Here is an 18,106-nt window from a genome sequence, read left to right on the forward strand (position 1 = left end):
ATATAATCTTTTATATTATTTAAACCAATTTTAAATGAATTTGAAAACAAATTATTTAAAAGACGGTTATCATCTTTCGCTGAAATTGCATAACTACTTAAAGGAATTATATTTAAAAATGAAAAAATAATGCCTAATATAAAAATAAAAAGGAACATTTTAGGTATCATTGATGCAAGAACATTGTATAACATGTTATCAGATACATATGGATAAGCATACATTAATGAATAAATATCCCCTGCTAGAAATAGCATAGCAAAAATAACATATAATATAACACAAGCTAATACAAAAATAAGCTCTATTAATGCAGGAATTAAACATTCTTTAAACCTTGTAAAATATAAGAAAAGATTTGTAATGTTAAATTCTTTTCCATCATCCAATTCAAAAATAAGCCTAAATAAACCTATTGTAAATGCTGCAGAAACATATAAATTTATAATAGAAATTACAATACTTAAAATAAAAGACTCGTCTGCAATGAACCCACCTATGACAGAAAATGCTAATTGAACCAAATAAACAAGGAAAAATGAACCTATAATATACCAGAATTTTCCTTTAAGTAATTCCTTGGCTCTATCTCTAATTACTGCACGATTAATAAAATTATCCATATATATCCCCTTTAATAAATAATATTATTTAAAAAATAAAACCCAAACTGCTAGAGCTGCAACAACCAATCCCTCAACAATAACCAAAGCTTTTTTTGCGTTCATAATAATCCTCCAAAACAAAAATAATTTGATATAATTATAACATAAAACTATCTAATTACAAGTTATATACTGCTTTCAAAATCCTTAGCATTTACTATCTTTTCGTACTTAATCATCTGTCCATATTTTACAAAAGCTCCGGGTTGAGATTTATATAAATCTAAAAGACCCATCTTTTCTTCAACCTGTTGTTGAGTTAATGGAGAAAGATAATTGTCAACCTTAAAAAGTTCTCCCTTATCATAATATTTTGTAAAATAAAACAATGTATCTTTATTTATATATTTATTATATAATCCGGTAGTAATATTATTAACGTATATATGATGAATATGTCCATATTCACCTTCAGGATTATGCGTTACAACCTTATTCCAATTTTTATATAACAAAACAGTTTCAATATCCTTTGTTATATAATCCATTACTCCGGCTTCTTTCCAATCAACTCTCCTAAATTTATATGCGTCAGGATAAGAAAGTACTATACATTTATCATTTGTTTTTTTCATTACATCATTTAGTTCATTATATCTGATATTCCCTGTTTCTTTACCATTTGTAATGCATAATACCAAATAATCTTCATTAATAAGTTCCATTGCTGACCACAAAGCTTCATCGTCAGGATGAGCTATTATCATTAAATTTTCCACATTTGATAAATCCATTTTATCCAAATCATCTTTTTTTAAAAAAGGTGATTTTATATGTGCATCATAATTATTATGTAAAACCAATTTTTCATAATCAAGTCCGGCAAATAAAGATTTAACGGAGTATCGTATTGTCGGATTATATTTTATATTACCGCCAAGCAAAAGAACAAAAACAAACATCATGAAAATATAAAATAGAATTAAAAATAATATTCTTCTCTTTTTTTCCCTCTCCATATTAACAATCTCCAAATGGTACGCCTGAGAGGAGTCGAACCCCCACTAAGCGGGCCGAAGCCGCCTGCTCTATCCATTAAGCTACAGGCGCACGATAATATAATTTATAATTCTATCATTTATGACTTTCTTCATCAATATTATACACAATTATTAATAAAAATTTAACATTTAAAAAAATATATATTTTTTATAAATTTATTGTATAAATATATTGAAAAAATACAAATAAAACATTAAAATGCTATTTAGAAATATAAAGTTTTATAAAAAAATTTGTTATTAATTCTAATGCATGACAAATGTAACAGTATCGAACTTTTTTAAAAAAAACATAATTTTATTGTTTAAATTATTTATATTTATGTTATAATAGTGTTGTGCAAAAGTAACGTGAAAGGATAATTATGATTACTATACTTGTTATATGCGGAAGTGGTGTCGCAACATCAACTTTAGCAGCAGAAAAGCTTAAATCAATTTGCAAAGAAGAAAATATTGATATTGAAACTTATCAATGCAAAGTCAGCGATGCCAAAGCAAGAGCAAAAATGATTGATCCAGATATAATCGTTACAACCGCTGAATTAAACCAAGAATTTAATATACCTGTCATAAACGGAAAATCATTAATTACAGAAAATGGGATCTCAGAATTTAAAAAAGAATTGTTTTCCGTTATTGTCAAGCTGTTAAGTTCAAATTCAAATTAAGTACAAAACGGAATAACCGTTTGTAATAAAAGTTGCTTTAAATAAATCTTTTTAAAAGTACATATTTTGGTAAATAATAGGATTTTATTATTTATTTAATTAATGGAGGATTTTATTATATGAAAACTATTTTAGTTGCATGTGGAACAGGTATTGCTACATCTACAGTAGCTGCAAAAAAATGTGAAGGAATTTGTAAAGAAGCTGGTATTCAAGTAAAAACAGTTCAATGTAAAGCTGCTGAAACTGCTTCAAAAGTAAAAGTTATTAAACCAGACGTAATCGTTGGTACAACAGATATTCCTGGAGATATCGGTGATACAGTTCTTTTAAATGGTAGATGCCTACTTACAGGTGTTGGTTTAAATCAATTCAAAGAAGATTTAATTAACGCTGTTAAATAATTAATTTAATTACATTTTATTTTTAAGTATTTATTGTTAAAAGATTTATCTTAAAGAACGAAACACAATTCTATTAGACCGAATGAAATAGTACTTTACATAAAGAACAGATTTTTATCTGTTCTTTTTTTGTTTAAAGAGAATTACCATTTGTAATTTTTTACAAAAGATAATTATGTTTATTGACACTTTTATTTATAATGTGATATCATATAATAAAGATAACATTGTTTTAATAGAATTTAAAACAAAAATAAATGCAAATAAAAAAGGAGAATTAAAATGTTAACAAACAAAGTCGCAATTGTAACAGGTGCAGGAACAGGCATAGGTAAGGAAGTTGCGAAGCTGTTCGGAAAAAACCATGCATCTGTTGTGATAAATTACAGATCAAGCGAAAAAGAAGCCAATGAAGTAAAAAAAGAAATTGAACAAATGGGTTCAAAAGCAATAACAGTAAAAGGTGATATATCCAATTATGATGATTGCAAAAAAATCATAAAAGAAGCTCTTGATGCTTTTGGACATATTGACATTTTAGTTAATAACTCAGGAATGGGACTTTCAAAAGGTAATATCCTTGATATAACGGATGAAGAATATCATAAAGTAATAAAAACAAACATAGATGGAACATATTATATGACAACACTTACTTTAAAACAAATGGAAGAACAAGGAACAGGAGGAAGCATTGTAAGCATATCATCTTCTGCGGTTGCACAACCAAGCAGCGGAAACGGTCCATATGCAATGAGTAAAGCTGCGGTAGAACTTTTAATGCGCTCAATCGCACAAAATCATGGAGTAAACGGTATAAGATGTAATATAGTTGCTCCAGGACCTACAGAAACAAACATGGTAAAAGAATTCTTTGATGAAGAAAAGAGAAACAGAGTAACGAAAGAAATTCCTTTAAGACGTTTTGGAGACCCAAAAGAAACAGCTCAAGCTGTATTATTTTTCGCAAGTGATATGTCAAGTTATGTAACAGGTCAAAAAATCCACGTCGATGGAGGGAGAACTATAAGATAAATTTACAAAATTAAGGAGAACAATAAAATGGAAGAAAAACTTTTAGGAAAAGTTGCTTTAATTACAGGAGCTGCAAGAGGCATAGGAAGAGAATATGCTCTTAGACTTGCCAAACTTGGAGCAGATGTTGTTATTACAGATTTAGATGTAAAAGCAACAAAATTTAAAGAAAAAGATGTTCTTGCTCCAACCGTAAAAGAAGAAATTGAAGTTTTGGGAAGAAAATCAATGGCATTTGAAGGAGATGCAACCGATGATAAATTTGGCAAAATGGTTGTAGATGAAGTAATAAAAGAATTTGGACATATTGATATTTTAATTAATAATGTTGGAGGAACAGGAGGAGCAGGACCTGCTCTTGCTACTGAGATGGATACAGATAAATTTGTTCATGCTCTAAATATTAATTTACTTTCAACTTTTATTTTCTGTAAATATGTTGGGAAACAAATGAAAAAACAACAAAGCGGTAAAATAATTAATATTTCTTCCGTTGGTGGTTCAGTACCTTTATTTATTACTCAAGCTCATTATTCTGCAGGCAAAGCAGGTGTGGACTCTTTAACACGTACTTTTGCATTAGAACTTGCTCCATATGGAGTAAACGTAAATGCAGTTGCACCGGGATATATACATACAGTAAAATGGGATGCTCATTTTGAAGAGCAATTTAGTGAACTTACAGAAAAAGTTCCTATGGGAAGACTTGGTAATACAGAAGACTGTGCAAAAGTTATCGAATTTTTGGCAACTGATTTATCAGATTACCTAACAGGTCAAACAATATATATTGACGGTGGATTAAAAACTTTAAACCCTTCCTCTTCAAAACTTAACTTGTACTAATTTGTATAAGAACACTTGCAATCATTTGTAATATAAATTATAATATTGTAAGTAATAAGAAAAGGAGAATGAACATGAAAATTATTATCGCAGCAAGCATGAAAGATGCTAAATTTGCTAAATTTGAAGATTTAATTCACACTAACTGTGGAAAAGATGTTGAAGTTGTAAAATGTAACGTTATTACAGATAATATTGAAGAATTAATAGCTTCAGAAACTCCTGATGCTATCGTTAAAGTTGGTGTAAAAGTTCCTGATACAGATATTCCTGTAATTGATGGATTAGCACTTAACTATCCTCAAATGGGTGCTAAAAAACTTTATGATGCAATCAACAAATTAAAATAATAAAAAAAGAGAAGATAATCTTCTCTTTTTTTATTCTACTCTGAAAAATTTTTCTGCAGGCTGTTTACAAATAGGACAAAGTGCCGGCGGATTCTTTCCTTCATGAATATAACCACATACACTGCATTTCCATTTCACGATTTCATTTTTTTCATATGAACTTTCTTCATTAAAATTAATTGTATTTAATAAATCTTTTATAATATCCTGAGGAATCGTCTCATCGCCTATCAAAGATTCTAAGAAAGCTTTTGAATTTCCACTTTGAGGAATCATAAATCCCGCTTCTCTGCTTAGATCCTCTGCAACAAGTCTTGACGATTTTTCGGCAGCAACCATTAATGCACTGTTACAACTTCTTGCAATGTTTTCCAATTCTATTTTATTTGAAATAATAGCTCTTAATGCTTTTATTGTATCATCTTTTTTCTTTTGTTGTACAGGTAATTTTTTTGGAACCATTGAAATAGCCGCTGAAGGACATACTTCACTGCATGTGCCACACCCTATACATTTCTCTACATCAATAATACTATTTTCTGTATCTGTTGCTCCTGTAGGACAAACATATAAACACAAGCAATCTTTTGTACATAATCTTAAATTACGAACTGCATATTTTTCTGACATTTTACATTCTCCCTTCAACTTTTTCAAACTTCCAATCCGGAACCTTACATACAGGACAAAGTGCCGGTGCGTCTTCCCCCAAATATATAAATCCACATACACTGCAAATCCATACATTTGTTTTTTCAATCATGCTTTCACCTTCTTCTTTATATCTTCTAAGCAAGGAATCCAACATTCTTGTAACTTTTTCTCCCCATACCATAACACGTTGTGCACCTCTATCAGAATTTTTTCTTGCTATTTGATTTGCATATGGATAAAGCACATCTAAATCTTTTTGTAAAATATCAAGCATATCATCTATATTACAGTCTTTAACACCTTCACCCTTTTGTAAAAACACTTCTGATAATTTTCTAAATCCATCTGCCTGTTTTTCCATGTATTGTTTTTCACATCCCTTTGCCAAATTTGAGCATAAAATGCTCATTTCCATAGCAGACATTTCTTTTGAAACATGAGGTTCATACTCAATTTCATTATTTATTTCTTCTACTACTGGTTTAAAATCTGTTTTACTTGCACCACAAAGAGGACATTTCCAATTAGAAGGAAATTCTTCCCATTTTGTTCCAGCCTTAATTCCTTTATCCGGAATCCCTTTTTCTTCATCATAAACATAACCACATATCTTACAAATATACTGCATTTTATTTACCCCTTTTTTTATAATATAACATTATATATAATTATTTTCTGTGACTTAGTCACAAAAAAAACGGTGCTTTTTTTGCACCGTTTTTTAATAATTAGGAACACCATATCCCATTATATTCCAAGAACCTATAGAATAGCTTCTTCTTGCACACATATTAGACGTATTACCTTCAATTGTATGTACAGTTCCTCCACTTACATATTCAACTATACCTACATGATTTCCTACTCCATTACCATCCCAATCAAAGAATATAATATCTCCCGGAGATGGTTTATAACTTCTGCCTTTCCATCTTCCTCTTGCCTTAAACCAATTAGCTCCATTATCAACATATGAGAATTTTGGAATTACGCCGGCTTTAATATAACCTGCCTCATTTGCACACCATGAAACAAAGCATGCACACCATGAAACTCTATAATTAAATCCATACCAACTCCAGAATTTTTCTCCATTATAATTACCTATTTGAGCTTTTGCAGCATTTACAACAGCTGTACGGCCTCTACCGTAATATGCATTACCACTTGAGTAATTACCATTTTTTATATTTTCTTCATATAGTTTATCACTTAACTCAATCGCTTCTTTTTCAAGCATGTCAAGTTGTTCTTCAATCGCTTCGATACTTTCATTTGCGTCAGTTAATTGATACTTTTTAGCCTCTGTCAACACATTAAGATCTTCTTTATCAGATTCTAAACCTGCAATTATAGTATCTAACTCTTTCTTATCGTCTTCTATTTTTTTTGTTTGCGTTGCAATTTCTGCTTCTGCCTGTTGTAAGTTACTTATTATACTTTGATCATATGAAACTAACTCTTTATAATTAGATATATTGCTTATTAAATCAGATAATCCGGAAGAAGAAAAGATTACATCTAAATACCCGCTACCACCATACATATACATAACTTCCATTCTTTGAGCAAATATTTTTTCATATTTTTCCTTCTTCTCTTTTGCTTTATCTAATTTCTTTTGAGCTTCTTCAAGTTCTTTTTCAACTTTATCTCTCTTAGACTCCTGAGTTTTTATTTTTTTGTTTAATTCAGAAATCTTACTTTCATAATCATCTATTTCGCTTTGAAGTTGATCAGCTTCACTTGATGCATCTTTTAAATCAGATTCTTTATTTTCTATTTGTTGTTTTTTCTCTTCTAACTGCTGCTCTGTAGACTTTTTTGCACTAACAGTTACAAATGGAAAATCCATAAAAGCAGTAACACAAAAAAGCAGTAAAATAATCGCAATAAATTTTTTCTTCATAGTTTCTCCAAAGTTTACTTATAGTTTTAGTCATTATAATGTTATAATATTTTTCATATTTTGTCAAATATTTACTATATTTTTCATATTTCTTTAAATTATTTTATAATTTATTTACTTCTATAAATAACAACTTTTAATAAAAAAAACACCTCAATGGTGTTTAATGTCGAATGGCGCGCCCTGGAAGATTCGAACCCCCGGCCTTTTGATCCGTAGTCAAACGCTCTATCCAGCTGAGCTAAGGGCGCATATATTATATAAAAATGAAAAAACAATACATATGTATTACCAATCTATTATACCATAAGATTTTGTTTTTGCAATATTAATTTTCAAATTAAAAAGGGTCCTCAAACGAGAACCCTTTGGGTGTGACCAGATTAATTATTTAATAATGTACTTTACTTATTTACCAGTTTAAATTAAAGCATAATCCATTTAGCAATTAGGAATGGAATCCATGTAATCCATTGAGCACCTAAAGCGATACTTGTAATTTGTGTAGCGCCTTCAGGAACAGCAAGACCTGTGTAGCTTGCAAGACCTGTCATAACATCTGCTGCGATTGTAGAGAATGTTAGGTAAATTGCACACATAATGATTGTTTCAATAATACCTCTGAATAAGTTACCTTTGTTTGGTAATACAGCACATTGTACATAGAATACTAATGCAGCTAAGTCTGTTAATGGAAGAACTGTGTTCCATGGTAAGATTATAGCTTCAATGTAAATAATTGGAATAGCAAGTAATGCTAATGAAATAACGAATGGGTGACCTGTTGCTACGGCAGCATCAAGACCGATGTATAATTCTTTACCTGGGAATCTCTTTTCAAGGAATGCTTGAGTCATTTCAGAGATAGGCATTAAACCTTCCATCAATAATGCAACCATTCTTGGGATAAGAACCATAACGGCAGCGATGTTCATACCATCGATTAACATTTGTTGAATACCTGAAGCGATAGTTGTACCAGCAGTTGTAAATTGAGCCAAACCTGAAAGAATACAACCGATAACAAATCCCATAATCATTGGTTCACCAAGAAGACCAAGTTTTTCAGCAATACCTTCACTTGTCCAGTGAATGTCTTTAAGACCAGGAATCATTCCGATTATTTTATCAACAGGATATGTAACGATACAGTTACACATAGATTGGATATGAGGTAATGAAATACCTTCAAGTCCGAATACTTCAGCACAGTCTGCTTGTACCCAGTCAGCAACGATGAATATAATACCCATCATTAATACTGCTTGACCGATAGCAAATACCCATGCTAATACAGGGTTAGCTTCTCCGCAAACTAAGATAATAGCTGATGCTGTAAATAATACATGCCAGTAATTCCAGATATCAACGTCCATTGTTTTTGTCCAGCCTAAAGCTATCATTACAATGTTTGTAATGATTACAGCAATAAATACGAATGGAACAACTTCTGTTGACCAAGCGATAGCTGAACCAGCAGCCCAACCAACGTCAAATGCTGTTAATGGGAAGTTTAAGTTTTCAACTAGTTTTGCACCGATAACTGAAATTGCATTAGACATAATAGCTATAACAGCGTTAAGTCCAATGAAACCAACACCGAAAGTCATACCAGCTCTTAAAGCTTCACCAAATTTAGCACCTAAGATAAGTCCTAAAATTGTAAAGATAATAGGCATCATAACTGATGCACCCATGTCAATTATATAACTAAATATAGTTGTTACGACTTGCATTGTTTTTCTCCTTTAAAATTAAAATTGTTTGTTTTCTATGTTAAATATTCCCGCCTACGTAAATCTTCTTATAATACCTAATGAATTTAACTTTTTAATGTTTCCAATAATTCATCAATACATTCTTGTAACTTAATACCTGTTAAGAATGCCCTTCCATTAATTGTTTTGCAAGGGAATGTTCCAGGCAAATCACAAGTTCCTATTACCAAATCAGGTAATATTTCATTTGCTTTAGAAGCAGCATCGGCAGCTTTACACTGAACCGTTTTTACTTCAATATTATTTTGTTCGCAAAGTCTTTTTACTTTTTTGGCAACGACTGTAGAAGTAGCAATTGCTGTTCCACAAGCCACCAATATTGTTTTCATATCTAATCACCCCCGATTAAATCTGTAAGCGAAAAATATTCTAACCTAATTAATTATTTAATATTAAATTGTCAAGCATCTCGATAATCTATCGAAAGGTTTTCATTATTGTTACAATAAAACATCAATGAAACTTTGTTACAATAATAGTATAATACTTTAACTTTAATTTGTCAATAAAATATAAAAGTAAAACAACAAATTAAATTACGTTAATATATATTATCTAAAATCAATAATATTACTATTCACATAAAAATAGGGAGAATGTTCTCCCTATTTTATATAAAGCAATAAAAACATCAATAAAATAGCAACTACACTTACATAAAATGAAAATCGTGCCATAGATAGAGCCTGATCGACCTTTTTTTCTAACATGGCTATTCTTCTTTCCATTAAATCATAAATATCCAATGTTTGATTTTTAGATTTTTCAGCTTCTTCTTCTTTTAAAAGGTCTATGGGATTAATACCAACATTACCGCCTATTAAAGGAGCAAAAGCTCTTTTTCTTAAACTTTTCTTATAGCTGGCAAGTATTTTTCTTCTATCTTCTCCACTTGTCGAATCTAAATGAAACTCTTTATCTTCGTTTTTATTCTCTTCGTTCAAATTATCTTTTTCTTTAATATCTATATCTTTGTTTGTATCCATATTATACACTTAAGCTTCTTCCGCCGTCAGCAATAATAACTTCACCATGGATGAATGAAGGTGTATTTAAGAAGTAAACTATATCAGCAACTTCTGTAACATCCATAAATCTTCCTAGAGGAACTGAATCTTTTCTCTTTTGTAAAGCTTCTGGATCATCTTTGAATCTTTCAGCCATAAGTGGTGTCATAATTAATGTTGGAGCAACTGCATTGATTCTTAAACCTGTATCACCAAAGAATCTTGCAAAACTTCTTGTCATAGAAACTACAGCACCTTTACTTGCAGCGTATACAACGCTTCCGCCACCACCAGTAAATGCAGCTGTTGAAGCAACGTTAACTACTGAAGGAACTTGATCTTGTTCTTTAGCTTTAAGTAATAAGTCAAGTAAAGAAATAATCATATGGAAAGGACCATTTACGTTAATTCCCATTGTTCTTTGGAATAAAACTGGGTCTAAGCTGATTTCTTTTGGATCTCCACCAGGACCGATCGCAGCATTGTTAACTAATGTTGTTAAATAACCGTATTCTTTTTCAACTAATTCAGCAACTTTTTTGCAATCATCTAAATTAGAGATATCGCATTTTACAGCATAAACTGTAGCGCCTTTTTCTTGTAATTCTTTTTGAGTTTCAATCATACCAGCTTCATCATAATCTACGATGATAACTTCGTAACCTTCTTTAATAAATTTTTCACAAATAGCTTTACCAATACCTTTGGCTCCGCCTGTAATAACTACATTTTTCTTAGCCATTATTATTTCACTCTCCTAAACATTGTATTTTGTTGTCATTATTATATAACATATGAACATCATTGTCAATTACTATTGTAATTTTTATATTTACATGATGACAATTGTAACGATTAAAACCTTTTTTATTATTTTGAGCAAATAAAAAAGGTGCTTAAAGCACCTTTTTTAAGTATTTATTTTACTATTTCATTTCTGGGTCAAATAATACTTTGAAACCTGTTACGTTAGCAGCTTTATTGAAAGCTTCTTCCCAATCTTCAAGTTTCATAACATCAGATACTAAAGGTTTAATATTGATTTTGCCTGCAGCAACTAAATCAATAGCTCTTCTCCAAGCTGTTGGTTTTTGAGAAAGTGTACCTTGAATTCTGATTTCTTTTTCTTGAATTCTACCTAAATCTAAGTAATCTGGAGATGGACCATGGAATACGCCCATTTGAGAAATTGTACCAGTTTTCTTAACGATGTCAAGACATGTATTTAATGATGGATAAGCACCTGAAGCTTCAACAACAACATCAGCACCATAGCCATCTGTTAAATCCATAACAAGAGCTTTTAAGTCTTCTTCTTGTTGGTTTACACAGTAATCAATACCTAATGTTTTAGCGATTTCTAATCTGTGTTTATCTTGGTTGATACCTGTTAATACAACTGTTGAGTTGTTTGCTTTAGCAGCTAAAGCAGCAAGTGTACCGATTGGTCCAGGACCACAAACTACAACAACTTCATCACAGTGAGTAGTAGTTGTTTCTCTAACAGCATGGATACCACAAGCTAATACTTCGATTAAAGCACCTTCTTCAAAGCTCATGTTATCTGGCATTGGGATACAGCTTGTTGAAGGAACTTCTACGTATTCAGCAAAACATCCGTTCTTTTTAGAACCGATACCTAATCTTTCGATACATACGTTTGTGTTACCTACTGCACAGTTTTTACATTTTCCACATACTTTATATGTAGTCATAACAACAACTCTGTCACCAACTTTAACATCAGTAACATCTTCACCTAGTTTATCAACAACACCACAACCTTCATGTCCGATAATTACAGGAAGTTCACCTAATCTATCAGAACCAAATTTCCAGTAAGCTAAGTCTGTAGCGCAGATACCGCCTCTTTTTACTTTAACTCTTACATAACCTCTTTTAGGTTCTGGAACAGGGAACTCTCTAAGTTCAAGTTGTCTGTCTTCATTTAGGCATAAGCCTCTCATCATTTCACTCATTTGAATTGTACCTCTTTCTTTTATTTTACTGAGTCTTTCATTTTTTGAATAAGCTCTTTATAATCAGCATCATCACCTTTAAAGATAGATGATGTTCCTGCCACTAAAACATCTGCGCCTGCTTTTACGCAGTTTGGAATTGTGTTTTCATTAATATTTCCATCAACGGCTATCATTAAATCCGGATTTCTGTCATTTGCCATTTTTCTTATATTTTCAATTTTACCAAGAGTTTGTTTGATAAATTTTTGACCGGCAAATCCAGGAGAAACCGTCATTGCAAGAACAATGTCGATATCGTCGATTAAATATTCAAGTGCATCTTCATTTGTTGCAGGATTTAATGCAACACCTGTTTTTACACCCATTCTTTTAATATCTCTTAATACTCTGTGTATATGTATAGTACTTTCAGGATGAACGTGAATAAAGTCATTTTCATCTAAAATACTACATAATTTTTCAATATGTTTTTCAGGATGGAACATTGCAAGGTGAACATCGAAAGGAATTTTTGTTTTCTTTTTCATATGTTCAAGCATATATATACCCATAGCTATATTTTCAACATAATGCCCGTCCATCATGTCAAAATGAATCATGTCTGCACCGGCTTTTTCAAGCTTTTCAAGTTCCCATCCGAACTTCATAGGGTTACCACACATAATTGACGCTGATACTTTTAAATCATTCATCTTATTTGTCCTCCCCTACTGCTTTATGTATTATATCTTTCATTTCTTTTGTTAAAGGTTTATATAAATTTCTATCCCCTTTAAAAATAGCACTTGTTCCGCAAACATAAACATCTGCACCTGCTTTTGCACATCCAGGGATTGTTTCAGGTCCAATATTACCGTCTACTTCAATCAACAAGTCAGGATTATATTTTTCTTTCATTGCTTTTAAATCAGCAATTTTTTTGTATTGGTTTGGAATGAATTTTTCTCCTGAGCCACCAGGATTAACAGTCATAAGACAAACCAAATCAATATCTTTTATAACTTCTTTTAAAACATTTAAGTTAGTAGATGGATTTAAAACAACACCTGCTTTAGAGCCGGCTGCTTTAATAGCCATTATACTTCTGTGTAAATGCTTTACCGCTTCAGCATGAATACAAATATATTCCGCTCCTGTTTTTGCGATTCTTTCATAATAAGCATCAGGCTCAACAACCATTAAATGAACATCAAATATCATATCTGTATATTCTTTCATTGCTTCAAGCATATATAGCCCCATGCCTAAATTATTTACGAATTCACCATCCATTACATCAAAGTGAATCATATCCACGCCTGCTTCTTTAAGCGCATCTAATTCTTCACCGTATTCTAAAGCATTTCCGCACATAATCGAAGCTGCAATCTTATCCATAAATGTTATATCCTTTCATAAAATTTATACCCTATTATTCTTACATTATTATACCTTTTTTTAATAATAGGGTCAATAATAAAAACAAAATCCTAAAGAAAAGGCAATATGTCTTCCTTAGGATTATTGTCTTAAACTAAATTTATTTTGTACGATATTTTGCTTCCATTTCAGCCATTACACCAAGTCTTTCAGTAAATCTTGGTTCTTTTGAATATTCTGTTTCAATCCAAACTTTAGCTATTTCAGCCATCATTCTTGGAGCAATAACTCTAGCGCCCATAGTTAAAATATTTAGTTTTGTATCGCTTTTAGCAAATTTAGCTGTAAATAATTCGTTACATACAGCAGCTCTTGCACCTGGAACTTTATTTGCGGCAACAGACATACCGACACCGTTACCACACATTAAAATACCACCTGTTTCACCTGTTTTGTCATTTACAACTTCAAGAGCAACTTTTTCTGCTATTAAAGAGAATTGAACAGGAGGTTTTGGAGCATCAGGCCCCATATCGATAACCTTGATTCCCCAAGATTCTAATTCTTTTATAAGTAATTTTCTTTCTTCGATTGCTGCATGATCAGAACCGATTGCAATAGTTTTAAATTGACCTTCCATTATTTTTCTACTCCTTCTGGGAAGAACATAATCTTACCAAATAATGTTTTTCTTTCAAAATTAGCTTTAAATACTTCTTCGATATCATCAAGTGCATATCTATGTGTAATTATTGGACTATAATCGATTAATCCTTTTTCAAGTGCTGCTACGGTAGAAGTCCAAGGTTTTCCAGGGAATCCTTGTTGAATAGCATTCCAAGAACCATATACAGTAAGTTCGCTTCTTCCGATTTTTTCAAAGTATTCTCTTGGAATATTAACATCTCCGTAAGGAATGCCTAAGTATAATACTTTAGCACCTTTACATCCAAGACCAAGTACTTGAGCAGATGTGATTGGAGTTCCGCCTGATTCGATAACGATATCAGCGCCTCTTCCGTTTGTTACTTCAAGCACACCGTTTCTTGCTGAATTGTAATCATCTATTTTAGATAATACTACATCTGTAGCACCGCATTGTTTAGCCCATTCAAGTTTTTCTTCCATAATATCAATTGCAATAATTCTTTTAGCACCGAATACTTTTGCAACTAAAATTGAAAGTAATCCAATAGGACCGCAACCCATAACAGCTACATCATCCCCAGGTTGCATCTTTGTTTTATATAAACCATGATATACAACAGCTGTAGGTTCAATAACAGCAGCTTGTTCATATGTTACATTGTCAGGAATTGGAACAACGTTAACTTCCGGCATTGTAATATATTCAGCATAAGCACCGTCTCTTACGGCTCCGATAACTTCAAGTGTCATACATCTTGCATATTCACCTTTTTTACAATATTCACATTCAAAGCAAGGAAGAGCAGGACAAGCAGTTACTCTGTCACCAGCTTTAAATTTAGTAACGCCTTCACCAACAGCTTCAATTTGTCCGCTGAATTCATGACCAAAAGTAAAAATTCCTTTTTCAGGGAATTTAGGTCCATGGCTACGATATCTAGATAAGTCAGAACCACAAATACCAACAGCTTTAACTTTAATTAAAACTTCACCAGGTTTTGCTTCAGGTTTTGGAACATCTTCTAATCTTAAATCTTGAACTCCATATAGTCTTGCAGCTTTCATTTTATTTCATCTCCTTATTTATTAAACAAATTATTTATCAGCAGCTTCTCTTAGAGCTTTTAAGTTCTTTTCAACATCTCCTGTGAATGCAAAAGAACCGGCAACAATTACGTTCGCACCAGCATCAACAAATTCTTTAACATTTTCAGTATTGATACCACCGTCAATTTCAATATCAATATCTCTGTCGCCAATCATTTCTTTAAGTTCTCTAACTTTTTCTACCATACCCATGATACATTTTCCGCCACCGCCACCTGGGTTAACAGTCATTAATAGAACCATATCAATATCATCTAAAACGTATTTAAGTACATCAAGTGGAGTTGCAGGATTTAAAACAACACCGCATTTTACTCCAAAAGATTTAATAAGCATTAAACTTCTGTGTAAATGAGTTGTAGCTTCCGCATGAACAGTAATCATTTGAGCTCCGGCTTTAACAATTCTTTCAATGTATCTGTCTGGTTCTCTAACCATCATATGCACATCAAAGAATAAGTCTGTATTTGGTCTAAGCATAGCGATTTGATCAGGACCAAATGCGATATTTGGAACATAGTTCCCATCCATTACATCAATATGTAACATTTCTACTTTACAGTCTTCAACAGCTTTAATTTGTTCGTTTAATCTACCGAAATCAGCTCCGAAAATTGAAGGTGATAATTTTACCATTTTTCTTTTCTCCTTTAATTATATTTATTTCTTATTACCAATTATTATAAGCATTTATGTAAAAATTTTCAAGCATTTTGCATTATTTTCCAAAAGAAAGAAATAATAATATTTTATACGATTTCATCCTTTTTATTTCGCGTTTTTTTTATTTAATTTATAAATTTTTATGATAATTTTATAAAAAACAATCATAAAAAAATCATGATATTGTAAAAAAAACTTTTAAATGATATCATATTTATATGAAAGAAAACATAAAAATAAAGTGGGAAGATAAACCTTATTACGCTTTTAATTGCATGTTAAAAGAAAGGTTTAACAGAAAAGTTTACAAAGTTTCAATTAACGCAGGAATGACTTGTCCAAACAGAGACGGAAAAATAGATACAAGAGGATGTATATTTTGCAGCAGAGGAGGAAGCGGAGATTTTGCGGGTAAAAGTAAAGAAAGCATACAAACCCAAATCGACAAACAAATAAAAATAATGCAAAACAAATCCAATGTTTCTGATTTTATTGCTTATTTTCAAGCTTATACAAATACCTATGCACCACTTGAGTATCTAAAACAAGTCTTTTACGAGGCAATAAATCATCCCAATATTGTTGCTCTTTCCATAGCAACAAGACCGGATTGTTTAGATGATAATATTATTGAACTAATAAGCTCACTAAATAAAATAAAACCCGTTTGGATAGAACTGGGACTTCAAACAATACACGAAAAAACCGCAGAATATATAAGAAGAGGATATGATCTTAAATGTTTTGAGAAAGCTGTAAACAAGTTACGAAAAGAAAACATAGATGTTATTGTCCATACTATTTTAGGACTTCCCGGAGAAAATAGAAAAGATATAATAGATACAATAGAATACTTAAACAAAAAAGATATACAAGGCATAAAACTTCAGCTTCTTCATGTTCTAAAAAATACAGATCTTGCAAAAGATTATATAGAAAACAAGTTTAAAGTTTATACCATGGATGAATATATTGATATGGTAATTGACTGTATTGAACATTTAAGAAAAGATATAGTAATTCATAGAATAACCGGAGACGGACCAAAGAAAATTCTTATTGCTCCTCTTTGGAGTGGAAACAAAAAGAAAGTATTAAACACTCTTCATCATGAATTTAAAATAAGAGAAGCATATCAAGGTAAAAAATACAATAAAAATTAGGTATTAAAAATATTAAAAATACATATTGAAATTTTCTTGTTTTATTTTTATAAATATAGTCATAAATATAAAATAATAAACAATAAAAAACACACTGCTTTTTGCAGTGTGTTTTTATTATATACATTAATTATTTTTCAAATTCTTCTTTTAATTTTTCACCCCATGCGCCGCCTTGATGATAGAAGAGAACCTGCTCTCTTGTAACACCTCTGATTTCTTCGCTTACCATAGCTAAAGCATCACCCATCGCAAGAGTATTTGTTGTTGAAGTTGTAGCATTTACACCTGTTGGACAAGCTTCTTTTTCTACTCCTATATATAATGCAACGTCACATTGCTTTGCAAGTGTAGACTCTGTATTTCCTGTTAAACAAATTGCTTTTGCTCCAATTGTTTTTGCTGAAGGAATAACCAATTCCTTTAAAATATTTGTCTCTCCGCTGTTTGAAATAGCAATAATTAAATCATTTGGCTGAATAGCTCCGATATCCCCGTTTTCGCAGTTGTAAGCACTTAAGAAAAATGCAGGCTTACCTGTACAACAAAGTGTTGCGGCAATTTTTCTGCTGATTAAACCTGATTTTCCCGTTCCTGTTAAAATAATTTTACCTTTACAGTCAGTTATCATTTCTACGGCTTTAACAAAGTTATCATCAAGAGAATCCATTAATCTTCCAAGTTCATATCTCTCCATTTCAATAACTTTTTTGCCTTTTGATATTATTTCGTTTTTTTCCATGCTAAATCATTCCTTTTCTGTATCTGTATTTATATAAATACATTATATCAATTTTGATGTTTTTTTCAATATGTTTCGATTAGTTTCAAAATGAAAATATTTCAAAGTATTTAAACTATATC

22 protein-coding genes and 2 tRNA genes are annotated in these 18,106 nt (G+C 31.2%); 6 read left to right on the top strand and 18 right to left on the bottom strand.

Annotated features, from left to right (window positions below; translation table 11 throughout):
• The 3 genes from FGQ49_RS05605 to FGQ49_RS05615 form a co-directional block, all read right to left on the bottom strand.
• A partial coding sequence (locus FGQ49_RS05605; protein ID WP_138268894.1) for a hypothetical protein occupies positions 1-623 on the bottom strand: 623 nt, incomplete at its 3' end.
• Between the two features lie 167 nt (positions 624-790).
• Positions 791-1,624: a PIG-L family deacetylase gene (locus FGQ49_RS05610; protein ID WP_138268895.1), complete on the bottom strand. Its 834-nt coding sequence runs from the start codon at positions 1,622-1,624 to the stop codon at positions 791-793.
• Positions 1,625-1,640: 16 nt separating this feature from the next.
• Positions 1,641-1,715 (bottom strand) — tRNA-Arg (locus tag FGQ49_RS05615).
• Between the two features lie 316 nt (positions 1,716-2,031).
• Between FGQ49_RS05615 and FGQ49_RS05620 the strand changes: the two genes are divergently transcribed.
• The 5 genes from FGQ49_RS05620 to FGQ49_RS05640 all read left to right on the top strand — a co-directional run bounded on the left by FGQ49_RS05620 (position 2,032) and on the right by FGQ49_RS05640 (position 4,972).
• Entirely contained in the window at positions 2,032-2,337 is a 306-nt protein-coding gene (locus FGQ49_RS05620; RefSeq protein ID WP_138268896.1) for a PTS sugar transporter subunit IIB, read from the top strand.
• A gap of 119 nt (positions 2,338-2,456) precedes the next feature.
• Entirely contained in the window at positions 2,457-2,741 is a 285-nt protein-coding gene (locus tag FGQ49_RS05625) for a PTS sugar transporter subunit IIB (RefSeq protein ID WP_138268897.1), read from the top strand.
• Between the two features lie 282 nt (positions 2,742-3,023).
• Positions 3,024-3,776, top strand: coding sequence for an SDR family NAD(P)-dependent oxidoreductase (locus FGQ49_RS05630; RefSeq protein ID WP_138268898.1), 753 nt, complete (start codon positions 3,024-3,026; stop codon positions 3,774-3,776).
• 27 nt (positions 3,777-3,803) lie between these two features.
• A complete protein-coding gene (locus tag FGQ49_RS05635) occupies positions 3,804-4,622 on the top strand; it encodes an SDR family NAD(P)-dependent oxidoreductase (protein ID WP_138268899.1) in 819 nt (272 codons plus the stop codon).
• A 74-nt stretch (positions 4,623-4,696) separates the two neighbouring features.
• Positions 4,697-4,972 (top strand): hypothetical protein, encoded by a 276-nt coding sequence (locus FGQ49_RS05640; protein WP_138268900.1) that lies wholly within the window; start codon positions 4,697-4,699, stop codon positions 4,970-4,972.
• A gap of 30 nt (positions 4,973-5,002) precedes the next feature.
• On the opposite strand, the gene FGQ49_RS05650 is transcribed toward FGQ49_RS05640, so the two are convergent.
• From FGQ49_RS05650 to rpe (FGQ49_RS05715), 14 genes are all read right to left on the bottom strand, one after another.
• Complete coding sequence (locus FGQ49_RS05650) at positions 5,003-5,602, bottom strand: rubredoxin-like domain-containing protein (RefSeq protein WP_243112224.1); 600 nt, start codon at positions 5,600-5,602, stop codon at positions 5,003-5,005.
• A gap of 1 nt (position 5,603) precedes the next feature.
• Positions 5,604-6,254, bottom strand: a complete 651-nt coding sequence (locus FGQ49_RS05655; RefSeq protein WP_138268901.1) for a rubredoxin — start codon at positions 6,252-6,254, stop codon at positions 5,604-5,606.
• A 93-nt stretch (positions 6,255-6,347) separates the two neighbouring features.
• Positions 6,348-7,535, bottom strand: coding sequence for a CHAP domain-containing protein (locus FGQ49_RS05660; RefSeq protein WP_138268902.1), 1,188 nt, complete (start codon positions 7,533-7,535; stop codon positions 6,348-6,350).
• 174 nt (positions 7,536-7,709) lie between these two features.
• Positions 7,710-7,786, bottom strand: a tRNA-Arg gene (locus tag FGQ49_RS05665).
• A gap of 174 nt (positions 7,787-7,960) precedes the next feature.
• Positions 7,961-9,271, bottom strand: a complete 1,311-nt coding sequence (locus FGQ49_RS05670; RefSeq protein ID WP_138268903.1) for a PTS transporter subunit IIC — start codon at positions 9,269-9,271, stop codon at positions 7,961-7,963.
• 86 nt (positions 9,272-9,357) lie between these two features.
• A complete protein-coding gene (locus FGQ49_RS05675) occupies positions 9,358-9,642 on the bottom strand; it encodes a PTS sugar transporter subunit IIB (protein WP_138268904.1) in 285 nt (94 codons plus the stop codon).
• Positions 9,643-9,918: 276 nt separating this feature from the next.
• A complete protein-coding gene (locus FGQ49_RS05680) occupies positions 9,919-10,299 on the bottom strand; it encodes a hypothetical protein (RefSeq protein ID WP_138268905.1) in 381 nt (126 codons plus the stop codon).
• Between the two features lies 1 nt (position 10,300).
• Positions 10,301-11,062: an SDR family NAD(P)-dependent oxidoreductase gene (locus FGQ49_RS05685; RefSeq protein WP_138268906.1), complete on the bottom strand. Its 762-nt coding sequence runs from the start codon at positions 11,060-11,062 to the stop codon at positions 10,301-10,303.
• Positions 11,063-11,246: 184 nt separating this feature from the next.
• Positions 11,247-12,299, bottom strand: coding sequence for a zinc-dependent alcohol dehydrogenase (locus FGQ49_RS05690; RefSeq protein ID WP_138268907.1), 1,053 nt, complete (start codon positions 12,297-12,299; stop codon positions 11,247-11,249).
• A gap of 20 nt (positions 12,300-12,319) precedes the next feature.
• On the bottom strand, positions 12,320-12,994 hold the full coding sequence (gene rpe, locus FGQ49_RS05695; RefSeq protein ID WP_138268908.1) for a ribulose-phosphate 3-epimerase: 675 nt from the start codon (positions 12,992-12,994) through the stop codon (positions 12,320-12,322).
• A 1-nt stretch (position 12,995) separates the two neighbouring features.
• Positions 12,996-13,679 carry a ribulose-phosphate 3-epimerase gene (rpe, locus tag FGQ49_RS05700; protein ID WP_138268909.1) on the bottom strand — a complete coding sequence of 228 codons (684 nt, stop codon included), beginning with the start codon at positions 13,677-13,679 and terminating at the stop codon, positions 12,996-12,998.
• A gap of 142 nt (positions 13,680-13,821) precedes the next feature.
• Positions 13,822-14,301 carry an RpiB/LacA/LacB family sugar-phosphate isomerase gene (locus FGQ49_RS05705; protein WP_138268910.1) on the bottom strand — a complete coding sequence of 160 codons (480 nt, stop codon included), beginning with the start codon at positions 14,299-14,301 and terminating at the stop codon, positions 13,822-13,824.
• Entirely contained in the window at positions 14,301-15,374 is a 1,074-nt protein-coding gene (locus FGQ49_RS05710; protein WP_138268911.1) for a galactitol-1-phosphate 5-dehydrogenase, read from the bottom strand. The genes FGQ49_RS05705 and FGQ49_RS05710 overlap by 1 nt, the downstream gene beginning before the upstream one ends.
• Positions 15,375-15,404: 30 nt before the next feature.
• Positions 15,405-16,052 carry a ribulose-phosphate 3-epimerase gene (gene rpe / locus FGQ49_RS05715; RefSeq protein ID WP_138268912.1) on the bottom strand — a complete coding sequence of 216 codons (648 nt, stop codon included), beginning with the start codon at positions 16,050-16,052 and terminating at the stop codon, positions 15,405-15,407.
• 245 nt (positions 16,053-16,297) lie between these two features.
• Between rpe (FGQ49_RS05715) and FGQ49_RS05720 the strand changes: the two genes are divergently transcribed.
• Positions 16,298-17,242: a TIGR01212 family radical SAM protein gene (locus tag FGQ49_RS05720; protein ID WP_138268913.1), complete on the top strand. Its 945-nt coding sequence runs from the start codon at positions 16,298-16,300 to the stop codon at positions 17,240-17,242.
• Between the two features lie 130 nt (positions 17,243-17,372).
• Here FGQ49_RS05720 and FGQ49_RS05725 read toward each other — a convergent pair whose 3' ends face one another.
• Positions 17,373-17,984 (bottom strand): KpsF/GutQ family sugar-phosphate isomerase, encoded by a 612-nt coding sequence (locus tag FGQ49_RS05725; RefSeq protein WP_138268914.1) that lies wholly within the window; start codon positions 17,982-17,984, stop codon positions 17,373-17,375.
• Between the last annotated feature and the right edge of the window lie 122 nt (positions 17,985-18,106).

The organism is Anaerofustis stercorihominis (genome assembly GCF_005844425.1).
Taxonomy (GTDB): Bacteria; Bacillota; Clostridia; order Eubacteriales; family Anaerofustaceae; genus Anaerofustis; species Anaerofustis butyriciformans.

What these genes read in the sequence shown, in the direction of transcription:
- FGQ49_RS05610 (WP_138268895.1), bottom strand. Translation starts at nt 1,624, where the DNA reads ATGGAGAGGGAAAAAAAGAGAAGAATATTATTTTTAATTCTATTTTAT.
- FGQ49_RS05620 (WP_138268896.1), top strand. Translation starts at nt 2,032, where the DNA reads ATGATTACTATACTTGTTATATGCGGAAGTGGTGTCGCAACATCAACT.
- FGQ49_RS05625 (WP_138268897.1), top strand. Translation starts at nt 2,457, where the DNA reads ATGAAAACTATTTTAGTTGCATGTGGAACAGGTATTGCTACATCTACA.
- FGQ49_RS05630 (WP_138268898.1), top strand. Translation starts at nt 3,024, where the DNA reads ATGTTAACAAACAAAGTCGCAATTGTAACAGGTGCAGGAACAGGCATA.
- FGQ49_RS05635 (WP_138268899.1), top strand. Translation starts at nt 3,804, where the DNA reads ATGGAAGAAAAACTTTTAGGAAAAGTTGCTTTAATTACAGGAGCTGCA.
- FGQ49_RS05640 (WP_138268900.1), top strand. Translation starts at nt 4,697, where the DNA reads ATGAAAATTATTATCGCAGCAAGCATGAAAGATGCTAAATTTGCTAAA.
- FGQ49_RS05650 (WP_243112224.1), bottom strand. Translation starts at nt 5,602, where the DNA reads ATGTCAGAAAAATATGCAGTTCGTAATTTAAGATTATGTACAAAAGAT.
- FGQ49_RS05655 (WP_138268901.1), bottom strand. Translation starts at nt 6,254, where the DNA reads ATGCAGTATATTTGTAAGATATGTGGTTATGTTTATGATGAAGAAAAA.
- FGQ49_RS05660 (WP_138268902.1), bottom strand. Translation starts at nt 7,535, where the DNA reads ATGAAGAAAAAATTTATTGCGATTATTTTACTGCTTTTTTGTGTTACT.
- FGQ49_RS05670 (WP_138268903.1), bottom strand. Translation starts at nt 9,271, where the DNA reads ATGCAAGTCGTAACAACTATATTTAGTTATATAATTGACATGGGTGCA.
- FGQ49_RS05675 (WP_138268904.1), bottom strand. Translation starts at nt 9,642, where the DNA reads ATGAAAACAATATTGGTGGCTTGTGGAACAGCAATTGCTACTTCTACA.
- FGQ49_RS05680 (WP_138268905.1), bottom strand. Translation starts at nt 10,299, where the DNA reads ATGGATACAAACAAAGATATAGATATTAAAGAAAAAGATAATTTGAAC.
- FGQ49_RS05685 (WP_138268906.1), bottom strand. Translation starts at nt 11,062, where the DNA reads ATGGCTAAGAAAAATGTAGTTATTACAGGCGGAGCCAAAGGTATTGGT.
- FGQ49_RS05690 (WP_138268907.1), bottom strand. Translation starts at nt 12,299, where the DNA reads ATGAGTGAAATGATGAGAGGCTTATGCCTAAATGAAGACAGACAACTT.
- rpe (WP_138268908.1), bottom strand. Translation starts at nt 12,994, where the DNA reads ATGAATGATTTAAAAGTATCAGCGTCAATTATGTGTGGTAACCCTATG.
- rpe (WP_138268909.1), bottom strand. Translation starts at nt 13,679, where the DNA reads ATGGATAAGATTGCAGCTTCGATTATGTGCGGAAATGCTTTAGAATAC.
- FGQ49_RS05705 (WP_138268910.1), bottom strand. Translation starts at nt 14,301, where the DNA reads ATGGAAGGTCAATTTAAAACTATTGCAATCGGTTCTGATCATGCAGCA.
- FGQ49_RS05710 (WP_138268911.1), bottom strand. Translation starts at nt 15,374, where the DNA reads ATGAAAGCTGCAAGACTATATGGAGTTCAAGATTTAAGATTAGAAGAT.
- rpe (WP_138268912.1), bottom strand. Translation starts at nt 16,052, where the DNA reads ATGGTAAAATTATCACCTTCAATTTTCGGAGCTGATTTCGGTAGATTA.
- FGQ49_RS05720 (WP_138268913.1), top strand. Translation starts at nt 16,298, where the DNA reads ATGAAAGAAAACATAAAAATAAAGTGGGAAGATAAACCTTATTACGCT.
- FGQ49_RS05725 (WP_138268914.1), bottom strand. Translation starts at nt 17,984, where the DNA reads ATGGAAAAAAACGAAATAATATCAAAAGGCAAAAAAGTTATTGAAATG.